Origin of the sequence: Dactylosporangium sucinum (assembly GCF_014647515.1) — a bacterium.
In the GTDB taxonomy this organism is placed as follows: domain Bacteria; phylum Actinomycetota; class Actinomycetes; order Mycobacteriales; family Micromonosporaceae; genus Dactylosporangium; species Dactylosporangium sucinum.
The window spans coordinates 4636-19120 of record NZ_BMPI01000094.1; the positions used below are offsets into that span (position 1 = coordinate 4636).

General features: G+C 72.1%; 15 protein-coding genes. 1 reads left to right on the plus strand and 14 read right to left on the minus strand.

Annotated features, from left to right (window positions below; translation table 11 throughout):
- From IEZ31_RS50395 to IEZ31_RS50440, 10 genes are all read right to left on the minus strand, one after another.
- Positions 1 to 390: PH domain-containing protein (locus tag IEZ31_RS50395; protein ID WP_229837095.1), on the minus strand; the 390-nt coding region annotated here is incomplete at its 3' end.
- Positions 391 to 439: 49 nt separating this feature from the next.
- Positions 440 to 1027, minus strand: coding sequence for a hypothetical protein (locus IEZ31_RS50400; protein WP_229837097.1), 588 nt, complete (start codon positions 1025 to 1027; stop codon positions 440 to 442).
- 81 nt (positions 1028 to 1108) lie between these two features.
- Positions 1109 to 2326 carry an ABC transporter permease gene (locus tag IEZ31_RS50405; RefSeq protein ID WP_190257286.1) on the minus strand — a complete coding sequence of 406 codons (1218 nt, stop codon included), beginning with the start codon at positions 2324 to 2326 and terminating at the stop codon, positions 1109 to 1111.
- On the minus strand, positions 2323 to 3009 hold the full coding sequence (locus IEZ31_RS50410) for an ABC transporter ATP-binding protein (protein ID WP_190257287.1): 687 nt from the start codon (positions 3007 to 3009) through the stop codon (positions 2323 to 2325). The genes IEZ31_RS50405 and IEZ31_RS50410 overlap by 4 nt, the downstream gene beginning before the upstream one ends.
- A gap of 87 nt (positions 3010 to 3096) precedes the next feature.
- Positions 3097 to 4302, minus strand: a complete 1206-nt coding sequence (locus IEZ31_RS50415; protein ID WP_190257288.1) for an efflux RND transporter periplasmic adaptor subunit — start codon at positions 4300 to 4302, stop codon at positions 3097 to 3099.
- A 36-nt stretch (positions 4303 to 4338) separates the two neighbouring features.
- Positions 4339 to 5931: a sensor histidine kinase gene (locus IEZ31_RS50420; protein ID WP_190257289.1), complete on the minus strand. Its 1593-nt coding sequence runs from the start codon at positions 5929 to 5931 to the stop codon at positions 4339 to 4341.
- Positions 5928 to 6647, minus strand: a complete 720-nt coding sequence (locus tag IEZ31_RS50425) for a response regulator transcription factor (RefSeq protein ID WP_190257290.1) — start codon at positions 6645 to 6647, stop codon at positions 5928 to 5930. Before IEZ31_RS50425 ends, IEZ31_RS50420 begins: the two co-directional genes overlap by 4 nt.
- An 11-nt stretch (positions 6648 to 6658) precedes the next feature.
- Positions 6659 to 7759, minus strand: coding sequence for an efflux RND transporter periplasmic adaptor subunit (locus IEZ31_RS50430; protein ID WP_190257291.1), 1101 nt, complete (start codon positions 7757 to 7759; stop codon positions 6659 to 6661).
- Positions 7760 to 7811: 52 nt separating this feature from the next.
- The gene (locus tag IEZ31_RS50435; RefSeq protein WP_229837098.1) at positions 7812 to 9713 is read right to left on the minus strand and encodes a beta-propeller domain-containing protein; all 1902 of its coding nucleotides are present in this window, start codon (positions 9711 to 9713) and stop codon (positions 7812 to 7814) included.
- Between the two features lie 4 nt (positions 9714 to 9717).
- Complete coding sequence (locus tag IEZ31_RS50440; RefSeq protein WP_190257292.1) at positions 9718 to 10206, minus strand: Lrp/AsnC family transcriptional regulator; 489 nt, start codon at positions 10204 to 10206, stop codon at positions 9718 to 9720.
- 68 nt (positions 10207 to 10274) lie between these two features.
- Between IEZ31_RS50440 and ddaH the strand changes: the two genes are divergently transcribed.
- Entirely contained in the window at positions 10275 to 11093 is an 819-nt protein-coding gene (gene ddaH / locus IEZ31_RS50445; RefSeq protein WP_373294834.1) for a dimethylargininase, read from the plus strand.
- Positions 11094 to 11281: 188 nt separating this feature from the next.
- On the opposite strand, the gene IEZ31_RS50450 is transcribed toward ddaH, so the two are convergent.
- The 4 genes from IEZ31_RS50450 to IEZ31_RS50465 are packed head-to-tail and all read right to left on the minus strand — an operon-like array spanning position 11282 to position 14463.
- Entirely contained in the window at positions 11282 to 11752 is a 471-nt protein-coding gene (locus IEZ31_RS50450; protein ID WP_190257293.1) for a hypothetical protein, read from the minus strand.
- Between the two features lie 37 nt (positions 11753 to 11789).
- On the minus strand, positions 11790 to 12419 hold the full coding sequence (locus tag IEZ31_RS50455; RefSeq protein WP_190257294.1) for a hypothetical protein: 630 nt from the start codon (positions 12417 to 12419) through the stop codon (positions 11790 to 11792).
- A 9-nt stretch (positions 12420 to 12428) separates the two neighbouring features.
- Positions 12429 to 13787, minus strand: a complete 1359-nt coding sequence (locus IEZ31_RS50460; protein ID WP_190257295.1) for a sensor histidine kinase — start codon at positions 13785 to 13787, stop codon at positions 12429 to 12431.
- Positions 13780 to 14463 (minus strand): response regulator transcription factor, encoded by a 684-nt coding sequence (locus IEZ31_RS50465; protein WP_268241764.1) that lies wholly within the window; start codon positions 14461 to 14463, stop codon positions 13780 to 13782. Before IEZ31_RS50465 ends, IEZ31_RS50460 begins: the two co-directional genes overlap by 8 nt.
- Positions 14464 to 14485: the final 22 nt, after the last annotated feature.

Sequence of the window (14485 nt, forward strand, 5' to 3'; positions counted from 1 at the left end):
GCTGAAGAGGTGCAGCGTGTCGCCCGTGTCGATCTCCAGCAGCTCGGACCGTAGGCCCGCGCGGGAGCGGGTGTCCACCCGGATGCGCTCGACCTCCGACCAGGCCAGCCGGCGGTGGCCGGCGTAGCCCGTCACCACCGTCAGGCCCGACAGGTCGGCCGCCAGGCGGACCGGCGCCAGCAGGTCGCGCAGCGCGTAGCCGCCGGCCACCAGCGCGGCCACGACGGCCGCGGTCAGCGCTCGGCGGTCGTCGGCGAAGAATACCGCCGCGGCGACCAGGATGACGGTCACGGCGCACTTCAGCCCGACGAAGCCCGGCGAGACCCGCCACCGCGCGCTGGCCGGCGCCGGTGTCGGCGGGTCGGACCAGGAGCCGCTGCGCATTTCCATCGGCACAGCATGCACCGCGCGGGCGCTGGGTGACGAACCGGGCGAGGCGCTACTTGGTCTTCGTGATCGAGGTTGCCGTCACCGTGCCGTCGGCGTTCTGGCCCTGCACCGTGACGGTCGAGCCGGCGGTGATGTCCTTCAGGGCGCCCGGCGTCGCGACCGTCGTCTGGCCGTTGGTCTTGACGATGACCGTGTTGCCGTCGGCGGTCTCGATGTAGACGGTGGTGCCGTCCACCAGTTTCACGGTGCCGGTGATGCCGCCGCCGCTCCGGTTCTGCTGGCCCTGCTGACCCTGCTGGCCCTGGCCGGGGAAGCCGCCGTTGCGGGCGAAGGCGCTCGCCAGCGCGGCCGGGTTGGCGCCGCCGGCCGGGCCCGACGCGGCCGGGGCCTCGCCGTAGCTCTTCTGCACCTGGGCGCCGGCCGCGAAGCCGACGACGAGCAGCGCGAGGCCGGCCAGGACCACGGTGGCGCGGTTGGCCAGGCGGCGCGGGCCGGCCTTGGCGACCCGCGCGTTGAGGTCGTCGTCGATCGGCTCCGCGAGCAGATCGTCGTCCGTCACCGGCTCCAGCACCTCGGTGTCATCGGCAGAGAACCCGGTGGCGGGCGGACGGCGGAAGGGCGAAGCGGCGTGGCTCACGGATTGCTCCTCGTCGACGGCCGTGCGGGTTGGGCCGGGTTGCGAAACCGCTGGGGAGCGGGATCTTCACGGAACGAACTGTCACTCATAGCGAAGCGCCTCGATCGGGCGCAGGCCGGCGGCCCGGCTGGCCGGGTAGCTGCCGAAGAACAGCCCGATCGCCACCGAGAAGCCCAGCGCCAGGAACACCGAGCTGGGCACGATGATCGGCTTGATGTTCACGATCGTGAACCGGCTGCCGATGACCGCGGCCGCCACCCCGAGCAGGCCGCCGAGCAGGCTCAGCACCGTCGCCTCGACCAGGAACTGGGTGAGGATCGTGCGCCTCGGCGCGCCCAGCGCCTTGCGGATGCCGATCTCCCGGGTCCGCTCGGTGACGGTCACCATCATGATGTTGGTGATGCCGATCCCGCCGACCAGGAGGCTGATCCCGGCGACGGCGCCGAGCAGCATCGTGAACGTCTCGGCGGTGTCCGCCCGGGTCTCCAGCAGCTGCGACTGGTTGAGGATGCGGTACGCCGTCGTGGTCGAGCCGCTGCTGACGTTGAGCTTCTCGTTGAGGATCGCGGTGACCTCGGCCTGGGCGTCGGCGACCGAGTCCGGCGAGGTGGCCTGGATGAGCAGCTGGTTCAGCGAGCCGTACCCGGTCAGCGACTCCTGCACCGCGCTCACCGGCGCCATGGCCACGTCGTTGGGGTCGTTGAAGCCGGAGCCGCCCTTCTCGGCGAGCACCCCGACGACCGTGAACAGCTTGCCCGAGACCGTGATCTGCTTCGACAGCGGATCGACCCGGCCGAACAGCTCCTCGGCGACGGTCGAGCCGATGACGACGACCTTGCGGGACTCCTTGACGTCCTCGTCGGTGAACAGCGCGCCGCGGGCGAGCTTGAAGTTCGAGGCGGAGACGTACCCCGGGTACGTGCCCACGAACTGCGTGATCGTGTGGTCGGTGCCCTCGTAGGTGGCCGTCTGCGAGCCGCTGACCACCGGCGAGACGCTGCGGACGTGTGGTGCCTCGTCCTGGTTCGACAGGGCCGGCACCAGGTCCATGCTCAGCGAGGTGTTCTGCGTCGACGCCGCGCCGCGGGCCCCGCCGCCGGCGCCGGCGGTCACGGTCAGCGTGTTGGTGCCGAGCGCCTCGATCTGGTTCTGCACCGCCTGCGCCGAGCCGTTGCCGACCGCGACGAGCAGGATGACGGCGGCGACGCCGATCAGGATGCCCAGCACAGTGAGGCTGGAGCGCAGCTTGTTCGCGGTGATCGCGCGCAGCGCGAAGCGGATGGTCTCGAAGATGTTCACTTCAGCCGCTCATCCTGGACGATGCGTCCGTCGACCAGCCGGATCAGTCGCTTCGCGTGCTCGGCGACGTCGGGCTCGTGGGTGATCAGCACGATGGTCCGGCCCGACCGGTTGAGCTTGTCGAAGATGGCCAGGACGTCCTCGGTGGACTGGGTGTCGAGGTTGCCGGTGGGCTCGTCGGCGAGCACCAGCGCCGGCGCGGTGACGAGGGCCCGGGCCACTGCGACCCGCTGCTGCTGGCCGCCGGACAGCTGGTTCGGCTCGTGGCCGGACCGGTCGGCGAGGCCGACCATCGTCAGCGCCAGCTTGGCCCGCCGGCGGCGCTCGGCCGCCTTGACCCCGGCATACGCGAGCGGGAGCTCGACGTTGGCCTGCGCGGTGGTACGGGCGATGAGGTTGAACGCCTGGAAGACGAACCCGATCCGCCGGTTGCGCACCAGCGCCAGCTGCCGGTCGTTGAGCCGGCTGACGTCGACCCCGTCGAGCAGGTACTTGCCCGAGCTCGGGATGTCGAGGCAACCGAGGATGTTCATCAGGGTCGACTTGCCGGAGCCGGACGAGCCCATGATCGCGATGTAGTCACCACGCTCGACGGTCAGTGACACGCCCCGCAGGGCATGCACCTCGGTCTCGCCCTCGCCGTAGATCTTCTTGACGTTCTGGATGTCCAGGACCGGGCTCATGCGACCTCCGCTTCGCTCCGGCCGCACAAGCTCCACGCTGCGCTCATGATGAGCGGCCTCCCCCGCTTCGCTCCGGAACCGCTCATGTCAGTTGCCTCGCCCGCCGCCGCCACCGGTGAAGCCGCCACCGCCGGGGAAGCCGCCACCGCCGCCGGGGAACTGGCCGCCGCCCGGGAACTGCTGGTTGTTCGTGCCCGTGGTCGAGTTCGTCGTGGTCGTGGTGATCACGACCTGCTCGCCGGCCGTGACGCCGGACTTGATCTCGACGAAGCCGCCGCCGGTGATGCCGACCTCGACCTGCCGCTCCTCGGTCTGGCCGTTGACCTCGACGGTGACCGTGCGCTGGCCGCCGGCCGTGCGCAGCGCCGTGCTCGGGATCCGCACCACGTTCTGCGACTCGGCGACGGTGACGACGGCGGTCGTGCTCTGCCCCAGCCGTACCCCTTCCGGCAGCGTGTCGAGCGTGATCACGACCGCGTAGGAGTTCACGTTGTTGCTGGTCGTGGCCGTGGGCGAGATCGTGGTGACCTTGCCGGTGGCCCGGGTGCCGGACAGCGCGCTCCAGGTCACGTTGGCGACCTGGCCGGCCTTGAGCTTGGTCGCGTCGGCTTCGGCGAAGCTCGCGTTGATCTGCAGCTTGGTCAGGTCGGCGATGGTGACGAACCCGGAGGAGCCCGACGAGGAGGAGGTGCTGCCGGTGGAGTTCCCGCCGCCCGCCGAAGCCGAGGAAGAACCCACCGCACCGTTGACCGCGGTGACCGTGCCGGCGATCGGCGCCGTCAGCACCGTGCCGTTGACCGACTGCTGCGCCGACGTCACGTTGGCCTGGGCGGTCGCGACCTGCGCCTCCGCCGAGGCGATCGTCGCGTCGTCGGCGTTGTTGTCCTCGGCCCGGGTGAGCGCGGCCTTCGCGGCGGTGAGGTTGGCCTTGGCGGTGTCGAGCGACGCCTGCGCCGAGGTCGGGTCGACCTTCGCGAGCGTCTGGCCCTTCGTGACCACGTCGCCGACCTTGACGCCCACCTCGGTCACCGTGCCGGAGGTGGTGAAGGTCGCGTTCGCCGTCGAGGCGCTGGCGACCGAGCCGGACGCCGACACCGTCTGCGAGACCGTCCCCTGCGTCGCCGCCACCAGCCGGGTGCGGGTGTTGTTCTGGGACGCCTCGGCGGTCGCCGGGCCGTTGACGATCTGGTACGCCCACAGCGCGCCGCCGACGGCCACGACCGCCAGCGCGGCGTTGATCAGGGTCACGGAGTTCAGCCGTGGTCGGCGAAGCGACGGCAGCGACAAACGCATGATGGGAATCGTGGTGCGGTTCGCTCGGAGCGACCCTCAGCGAACCTCGGAGTTGCCTCGGAATCCGGTTACCGGAAACTCCAGAATGTCCGAATCATCATCGTCAAACAGCTCGGGCTCGTCGATCGCCGGCAGCAGCACCCGGAACCGGGCACCGGAACCCGGCGCCGTCCACAGCTCGACCCGCCCGCCGTGCGCCTGCACGATGGCGGCGACGATCGACAGGCCGAGCCCCGCGCCGCCGTGCCGGCGGGATCGCGAGCCTTCCGCGCGGTACAGGCGCTCGAACACCCGAGCGGCGTCCTCGGCCTGCATGCCGGGCCCGGTGTCGCCCACCTCGACGGCGGCCAGCGGCAGGTCGGGCGGCAGGTCGGCGCCGACGGCGGCGGTCGGCGGGGTGTCGGAGGGCGTCGGGCGGCCGACCCGCACGACGATCCGGGTGTCCTCGGGCGTGTGCTGCAGCGCGTTGCTGACCAGGTTGGCGACGACCTGCCGGATGCGTGCCTCGTCGGCGTCGACGGTCACCGGCTCGAACGTCACCGAGCGGTCGTCGAGCGTGGAGAGCTGCACGAACCGGGTCGGCACGCGCACGTGCGCGTCGCGGACGGTGTCGGCGGCCACGGCGAGCAGGTCGACCGGGTGCCGCTGCAGGGGGCGCTCCTCGTCGAGCCGGGCGAGGGTCAGCAGGTCGTTGACGAGCAGCCGCATCCGGCTCACCTCGGCCTCGATGCACTCCATCGCCTCGTCGAGGGCCGGGCCCGGCGGTGCGCCGCCCCGGCGGTACAACTCGGCGAAACCCTGCACCGAGGTCAGCGGGGTCCGCAGCTCGTGGGCCGCGTCGGCGAGGAACTGCCGCAGGCGCCGCTCCGACGCGGCGCTCTCGCCCACCGCCTCCTCGATGCGCCCGAGCATCGTGTTGAGCGCGGTGCCGAGGCGGCCCGACTCGGTGTGCGGGTCGGCATCCACCACGCGGCTGGAGAGGTTGCCGTCGGCGATCTCGACCGCCGTCTCCTCCATGCGGGTCAGCGGGCTCAGCCCGACCCGCACGAGCGTGGCGGTGGCGAAGCCGACGAGCAGCAGCAGTGCGAGGCTGACCGGCGTGGTGAACAGCAGCATCTGCTCGCGGGTGTCGTAGACGTCGACCAGCGAGACCGCGCGGGCGCCGTAGCCTTCCCGGCCGTTGAAGCTCGTCGGGAAGACGAAGACGCGCCAGTTCTTGGTCGGCCCGGCGACGGTGAACGGCTTGTGCTCGGCGGCCCGCTGCGGGATCGAGCCGAACAGCGCCGGGTCGAGCAGGACCGGCTCGGGGTTGACGAGCTTGCCGGAGCTGTCGAAGCCGTAGATCTGGTAGGCCGGGCCGGGCGAGAACTCGCCGCGCTCGCCCTCACGCCGCTGGCCGAACCCGGTGCCGGGGCTGACCGACGGCATCGGGAACGGGTTGGCCGAGGCGCCGGGCCGCGGAACGGGGCCCCGCAGTCCGCCTTCGAGCGACTCGTCGACCCGCTTCATGAGGTACCAGTTGAGCAGCCCGACGCCGATCGCATTGGCCGCGATCAGCGCCACGCCGGCGAGCGCCACGACGGAGACGACGATGCGTGTCCGGACCGTCCAGTGCCGCCAGCGTCTCATGTGCCTTCGGTTCTCGGCAGTCTCAGGGCATAGCCGACACCGCGGACGGTGTGGATGAGCGGCGGGTCCCACTTGTCGATCTTGCGGCGCAGGTAGTAGACGTAGGACTCGACGATCCGGCCGTCCCCGCCGAAGTCGTAGTTCCAGACCCGGTCGAGGATCTGGGCCTTGCTCACCACGCGGCCGGCGTTGGTCAGCAGATACCGCAGCAGGTTGAACTCGGTCGGCGAGAGATCCACCCGGTTGCCGCCGCGGCGCACCTCGTGCGCGTCCTCGTCCATCTCCAGGTCGGCATAGCGCAGGACCCCGCCGTCGACGAGCTGCTGCTGCTCGCCCAGGCTGCGCCGCAGGATCGCCCGGATGCGCAGGACGACCTCCTCCAGGCTGAACGGCTTGGCGACGTAGTCGTCGGCGCCGACGGTCAGCCCGGAGATGCGGTCCTCGACCGAGTCGCGGGCGGTCAGGAACAGCACCGGGACCGGCCTGCCCGAGGTCCGCAGCCGCTGGGCGACCTCGAAGCCGTCGAGGTCGGGCATCATGACGTCGAGCACGACGAGATCCGGCCCGTACTCGGCGGCGGCGGCCAGCGCCTCCCGCCCGCCGCTGGCCACCCGCACCTCGAACCCGGTCAGCCGCAGCGTGGCCGACAGCAGGGCGCGGATGCTCGCCTCGTCGTCGACGACGAGCACCTTGGGCTGGGCGGCGGTTGCGGGCATCGGCTCCATCGTCACTGACCGGCCGTCACGATCTCGTCGCCTTCGGCAAGTCCACTCTTGATCTCGGTGTTGACGTCGCCGCGCAGGCCGGTCTCGACGGCCCGCTCCTCGTCCTTGCCGGCGATGCGGACCGTCACCTTCCCGTCGTGGACCGCCGTGGACGGCACCGACAGGACGTCGTCGACCGACGCGGTGACTACCGCGACAGTAGCGCTCTGCCCGTAGAGCAGCGTGTCGGGCACCTTCGCGAACGAGATCAGCGCCGCGTAGCGCACCAGGCGGTTCGACACCGTGCCGGCCGGGTCGATCTGGATGACCGTGCCGTCGTACTTCGCGCTCGCGTCGTCCGGCAGCGTGATCTTGGCGGCCTGGTCGACCTTCAGGTGGGCCACCTCGGCCTCGGTGAACTGCGCCTTGACCACCACGTCGCCGGTGCCGGCGAGGGTGATGACGTTGCTGCCGGCCGAGGAGCCGACGGTGCCGCTCACCGCGAGGATCTTGCCGGCGAGCGGCGCGGTGATCACCGTGCCGGCCAGCTTGGCCTGGGCCTGGGTGAGGCTCAGCTTGGCGTTGTTGAGCCGCTGCTGGGCGTTGTAGAGGTTGTCGCTGGCGGTCTGGATGCTGTTCCCGCCGCTCCCCCCGTTGCCCGCGTTGCCGCTGGGCTTGGTGGCCGGCGTCGAAGGCGACGCGGCCGGCTTCGAGGGCGACGCGGTCGGCGTCGCCTTGGCCTTCTCCAGCGCGTCCTCGGCCCGGTCGAGCGCGTCCTCCGCGCTGCCGACGTTGTCCTCGGCGGCGTCGACGGCGTCCTGGGCCGCGGTCCCGTCGATGCGGGCCAGCACCGCGCCCGCGGCGACCACGTCACCGGCCTTGACGTTGAGCTCGGTGAGGGTGCCGCTGGTGGTGAAGCCCAGCGAGCGGCTCGCCTGGGCCTGGACCGTGCCCGACGCGGACACGGTCGCGGCGACCTCGCCGCGGGCCACCTTCACGGTGGTCACCGCCGCCGGCGCGGGCTTCTCGTCCGCGGCCACCACGACGGCCGTCACCACCACCGCAGCCGTGAGCACGGCGGCACCACCGGCCAGCCACCACACCTTCATGAGTGGCAAGTTCACCGGCCGGGCCTTTGAACCGGCTCGGCCCAACCTCAAAGTTCGCTCAGAGCCCTCAGAGGGCCAGCCACCCCTGCTCGGCCAGCGTCGCCGCGTCGTTGGCCTGCAGGCCGGCGTCCGAGACGGTCCACAGCGTCCCGCCGATCACGAGGGAGCGGCGGATCACGCTGTACTGCCCGGGATGCCGGACGGTCCCCACCGGCGCGACGGTCGCGTCGCCGACGCGGAGCACCAGCGCACCCTGCTCCTGCTGCTGGTAGAGGGGCACGACCAGCAGTCCCGTCTGCGGCCAGAAGAGGAACGCGTGCGGGTCGAACTCGGCCTCGGAGCTGGCCTTCGGCACCTGGTGCCGGGCCAGGCGGGTGGGCTTGGCCGGGTCGTGCACGTCGAACAGCGAGATCTGCGTGCCCTGGACGCGGCCCTGCTCGCTGGCCTCCTGGCCGACGCCGATGAGCCGCCCGGCGCCGGCCGGGTGCAGGTACGCCGAGTAGCCGGTGATCTTCAGCTCGCCGACCACCTTCGGCGCGGCCGGGCTCGACAGGTCGAGCGTGTACAGCGGGTCGGTCTGCCGGAACGTCACCACGTAGCCGACGGTGGCGATGAACCGGACCGAGTAGATCCGCTCGCCCTTGCCCAGGCCGCCGACGTGCCCGGCCTCGGCCAGCCGCCCGCCGTCCTGCTTGAGGACGTAGACCGTGGACGACGTCTGCCGGCCCTGGTCGTCCGCATCGGTCGTGGCGACCCGCAGGTATCCGTCCCACTCCGACAGCGAGTACTGGTTGAGCAGCCAGCCGGGCACCTCGCCGCTCGCCACGTACCGCGGCTTCCCGGATCCGCTGATGTCGAACTTGAACAGCTCGGTCCGCGGCGGCTCGGGCCGGGCGACGGTCCTCGCCATCGGCATGGCCACCCGCCAGCGCTGGTCGCTGGCGACGTACAGGCTCGGCCCGTTGGCGTAGACGGTGTCGCCGTCGGCCACCACGGTCACCGGGTCGCCGCCGCCCAGGGCCGGCGCCGCGAGATCGAAGGAGAGCACGGTCAGCATGGCGGTCCCGCTGTACCGCTCGGGCCGGCTGACCGCGGCGCAGTCCACCTGCCCGCTCGTGTGCCTGCCCGTGGCGTCCTCGGCGTCCCACCGCGGCAGCCAGTCGGCCAGCGGCGCCGCCGCGATCGCCGAGCGGTTCGCGGCCAGCCGCGCCTCGTCGTTCTTCAGCTTCGAGGTGTCGGGGAACCGCAGCCGGGGCGTCGAGCGGACCACGACCCGGGCGGTCGAGCCGACCTGCCGGGCGTCGACCAGCGCGCCGTCGGTGGTGTAGCGGCCGATGACCTTCGGGGCGCCGGCGATGTCGACCAGCGTCACCTGCGGACCGCCGGCGGCCCGGGCGTCCTTGACATCCTCGGCGATGCCCCCGCCGCCGTAGTCGTAGCCGAGCACCAGCACCCGGTCGCCGGACAGCAGCAGGTTGGCCGCCATGGCCGCGCGCTTGCCGTTGGTGTCGGCGGCGCCGGCCACGCTCAGCTCGCCGGTGACGCGCTTGGCGGCCACGTCGACGATCTTCAGCACGCCGCCGCCCGTCAGCGTCACGATCCGCTTGCCGTCGGTCTTCACCAGGTCGGGCTCGTCGACGCCGACCTCGTGGGTGTTGGTGCCGGAGAACGTCTCGGCGCCGGGCGCGGCGGCCTTCGCCTCGGCGCCGCCGGCGGCGCGGGCCATGTCGCCGGTCGCGCCGTCGAGCCAGACCCCGCCGCGGCCCACGCCCAGGCCCCAGGGGCCGACCGCCTCCTGTGCCGCGGCCCGCAGGCCGGCCAGCAGGTCGTCGCAGGACTCGAAGGCGACGAGCTTCAGTGCCGGCGCCGGTTGCGGCCCGGCGGGGGACGGCGCCGGGCGCGGTTTGTCGGCGGTACACCCGGAAATGCAGACGCACAGAGCACCGAGCATGGCGAGGGCGCGCTTCATGGCCCTATGACGATGCCGGCAGTCCCCCGGTTCCCGGCGATTCGACGACCCGCGGCGCGAGCGTCTCGACCAGCCGGCTCAGCACGATCATGCTGCGTGTCGAGGTGACGAACGGCTCGGCGCGCAGCCGCTCCAGCGCCTGCTCGAGGCCGGCCATGTCGACGGCGCGCAGGTGGACGAGGGCGTCGGCCTCACCCGAGATGGTGTAGGCGCCGACGACGGCGGGGTGCCGCTTGGCGGCCGCGCGCAGCTGCTCGGGCGAGGTGCGCCCGGTGCAGAACAGCTCCACGAAGGCCTCGGTCGTCCAGCCCACCGCGCCCGGGTCGATCAGCGCGGTATAGCCGCGGATCACTCCGCTGGATCGAAGCCGGTCCACGCGCCTTTTGACCGCCGGGGCCGACAGCGCGACCTGGGCGCCGATCTCCGCATACGATGAACGGGCGTCGTCCTGTAGGAACGCAATGATTCGCTGATCGATCGGGTCGAGGCGCAACGAATCCCTCCTCGAAAGCAACTTTTCTCGCTGTTTTGTGTAACACGAGGAACCTACCGTTTCATTCTGTGACGACCCAGCGCGAGCGCACCTACCTGATGTCTCCGCCCGAGCACTTCGCGGTGGAGTACGCAATCAACCCGTGGATGGACACGACGGCGCCGGTCGACACCGAGCTCGCCGTCAAGCAGTGGGAAGGCCTGCGCGAGACCTTCGTGCGGCTGGGCCACACGGTGCACGTGCTGGCGCCCGAGATCGGCCTGCCGGACATGGTCTACGCGGCCAACGGCGCCTTCTCGGTCGACGGGGTGGTGTACGGGGCGCGGTTCAAGTACCCGCAGCGCATCCCGGAGGCCGCCGCGCACCGGCGCTTCTACGTCGACCACGGCGGCTGGCGCTTCGTCACCCCCTCGGAGACGAACGAGGGTGAGGGCGACTTCGCGTACCTCCCGTCGTTCCTCGGCGGCACCGTCCTGGCCGGCCACGGCTTCCGCACCGAGATTGCCGCGCACGCCGAGGCCCAGGAGGCGCTGGGCCGTCCGGTGATCTCGCTCCGGCTGGTGGACCCGCGCTTCTACCACCTGGACGTGGCGCTGGCCCCGCTGGACGACGCCAACGTCGTGTACTACCCGGGGGCGTTCTCGGAGGCGACCCGCGCCGTGCTCCGCCAGCTGTTCCCGGACGCGGTCCTGGCCGACGAGGAGGACGCGCTGGCGTTCGGCCTCAACCTGGTCTCGGACGGCCGCAACGTGGTCCTGAACTCGGAGGCCACGGCCCTGGCCGCCAAGCTGCGGGCCGCGGGCTACGTCCCGGTGCCGGTGGAGCTGACGGAGCTCAAGAAGGGCGGCGGCAGCGTAAAGTGCTGCGTGGCGGAGCTGCGCCCGTAGGGCTCGCTCTGCCGATCGCCGCGTACCGCCTCGTGCCGCGCCGACCTCGCGGCACCGGGCGGTCCGGCTCGCCGGGCCGCGCCGTCAGCATTCGCCTAACAGCGATCTTGGACTCGCAGCGCCCGACCATGTCCGATAAATGCGACAAAGCCGGGACCGCAGTCCAAGATCACGGGTATACCAGAGCGCTACGAGGACGGAGGTGGTGAGTGGACGAACACGACCTGCGCCGTGTAGGTCGCCGGGGCCGCCGTGGCGTTGGGCGATGCCGTGGCGTTGGTGACCTTGCCGGCAATCATCAGGTTGGCACCCGTCTGCAGTGCGCCGGGCTGCAGCGTGTGGCGCTTGTCGAACACCTTGAGGTCGCTACCGAGCTGCCAGGTGCGCGTGAAGCCGTCCGCCGAACGGACCGTCACCGACGACTGTGTCAGCGTCGTGGCCTCGCCGTTCTGCATCGCGACCCGCACCGGGCCGGACTTCGTCTGCAGGATCCCTTCGCCGTGCAGGACGTCGCCCCACATGTTCTGGCCGTGGGACGGGGCCTGCGCGGTCGGTGGCGCGGGGGTCGGTGTCGGTTGCGCCGCGGCAGTGGTCGGCAGGCCGCCCGCGACCACCAGCGCCGCCGCACCGATCATCAAGCCTATCCGCGAGCGTCTCATGGGGTACCTCCTCGGAATCGGGCCTATATTTCGCCCTCTACCGCGGTTTACCCGCCGCAAACCTGACATACGGGGTGCCCAGCGCCCGGAAGGCGTCGCCCGGGCGCTCATGGCCGTCGGTCGAGTGGCCCAGCGCGTCGCAGGGGTCCTGGCACATCAACACGTGCGAGGCCTGCGCGGCCAGCGCCGCCACGGGCCAGAGCATCAGGTGGACGAGCAGGCCGATCAGCTTGATCGCCACCACGTCGACGACACCCTTGCCGGAATACTCGTGGCGATACCAGCTGCGGACCATCGACCAGTACGGCTGCTGGTCCACCCGCACGCCGTCGCGGTCGACGACCGGGCCGTGCTCGTAGCCGACCCGGCGCAGGACGACCGAGATCGCCTTGAGGTTGAGCAGGCGGCGGATCGGCACCGAAAGGACGGTCACCACGCCGCCCAGCCACCAGCCGGGCTGGTCGAGCCGGGTCAGCAGCAGGAACAGCGTCACGTGCAGCGCGCACAGCGGCACGCCGACCCACACGACGGCGATGCCCTGGGTGAGGATGCCGACCGGGTCGGCGTCGACGCGCCGCAGCCGCTGCCAGAACAGCACCTGGACGAGCAGGATCCCGAGCGACGCGCCCGCGCCGCCCAGACCCAGCGCCACCCACCAGGTATGCATAGACATGCATCATGACACGGTCCGCAACGGCATGCTGACCGTAAATTGCGCACCGCCCTCGGGGGCGTGACGCGCTTCGATCCGTCCACCCAGCCGGCGGGAGAGCCGCGCCGCCAGCGCCAGCCCGAGTCCGCTGCCGACCTGGCGGATCCCTTGGTACCGCCGGGAAAGCGCGCCCCGCTCGAAGGCCACCGCCAGATCCTCGTCCGTGAATCCCGGCCCGCCGTCGCGCACCTCGAGCCGCGCCTCGGCGGCGGTCGCCCGGACGGCGAGCACGATCGGCGCCGGCGCCGGCACCACGCGCAGCGCGTTCTCCAGCAGCCCGTCGACGATCTGCCGGATGCGCCCCGGGTCGGTGCGCACCGTGATCGGGTGCGGCGGCAGCTCGGTGCGCAGCACGAGCCCGGCGGCGGCGATCCGCCCGCCCCACGCCTCGGCGGTCGTCGTCACCAGCTGGGTCAGGTCCACGTCGACCACCTCGACCGGCAGGTCGGCGGCCTCCAGCCGGGCCAGCACCAGCAGGTCGGCGATCAGCCGGTCGAGCCGCTCGGCCTCGTCGAGCACGGTCTGCCCGGCGCGCTGGGCGCCGTCGGGGCCGACGACGCCGTCGGCGAGCGCCTCCGCGTACCCGCGGATCGTCGTCAGCGGCGTCCGCAGCTCGTGCGACACCGACAGCAGGAACTCGCGCTCGCGCCCCTCGCTCGTGGCCAGGGCCGCGGTCAGCCCGTTCACGGCGTGGGCCAGCTCGGCGACCTCGGCCGGCCCGCCCGGGTCGAGCGTCACGCTGCGGTCCCCGGCCGACAGCCGCTTCGCGGCCGCGGCGACCGTGCGGATCGGCCGGGCGATCCGGCGGGCCAGCAGCGGCCCGGCGATCAGGCCGGCCGCCAGCCCGGCGAGCAGCGCGATCCACAGCTGGCCGGCGATGCGGCTCAGGGTGCCGGTCCCGGGCGGCTCGCTGAGCACCACGCCGTTGCCGCTGTTCGCGCCGACGGGACGGCCGACGATCAGGCGCACCTGCCCGTCGACCATGACCCGGCGCGCGCTGACGGGCCGCCCGGCGGTGACGGTCCTGACCACGTTCTCCGGCAGCCCGGGGCGGTCGGCCTGGCCGGAGCGGATGAGGAAGACGTCGATGCCGCGGTTGTTCAGCAACCGCACGATGGCCTGCTCGTCCCCGTTCTGGCGGGTGTTGAAGCGGGCCTTGAGCAGCTCGGCGGTGAGGACGGCCTCGTCGGTGAGGTGCTGCCGCGCGGTCCGGTTCGCCTCCTGTACCGCCAGTGGCGCGCCGACCAGCGCGGTCACCAGCACGCTCACGACCGCGACGACGCACGTGACGAGCGCCGTGCGGGCGGCCAGCGACCTAAGCATCGGCGGTGTACCCGACGCCGCGAACCGTGCGGATCACCGCGGCGGCGTCGCCGAGCTTGCCGCGGACCTGCGCGACGTGCACGTCGACGGTGCGCGTGCCCGAGTGCGCCGCGTACCCCCACACCGAGCCCAGCAGCTCCTCCCGCGTGAACACCCGGCCGGGCCGGCCCATGAGGTGGGCCAGCAGCGAGAACTCGGTCGAGGTCAGGCTCACCGGGCTACCGTCCACGCGGCACTCCCGCCGCGCGGGGTCGATGGTGATCGGCCCGACCGTGCGCACCTGCTCGGCATCGGGCGGCCCCTGGGTGCGGCGCAGCACCGCCTTGACCCGGGAGACCAGCTCGCGCGGGCTGAACGGCTTGGTGACGTAGTCGTCGCCGCCGAGCTCCAGCCCGAGGATCCGGTCGACCTCGTCGTCGCGCGCGGTCAGGAACAGCACCGGCGTCCAGTCGCCCGCCTCGCGCAGTCGCCGGCAGATCTCGGTGCCGTCGAGGCCGGGCAGCGCGATGTCGAGCACGCAGGCGACGGGCCGCAGCTTGCGCGCCGCGGCCAGGCCGGCCGATCCGTCGTGCTCGACGTGCACGCCGAAGCCCTCGCGGCTGAGGTACATCCGGAGAAGATCGGCGATCGGCCGCTCGTCCTCGACGACCAGCACCAGACCCTTGCCCTGCTCCACCGCCCCATTCTGCCGGTGGACG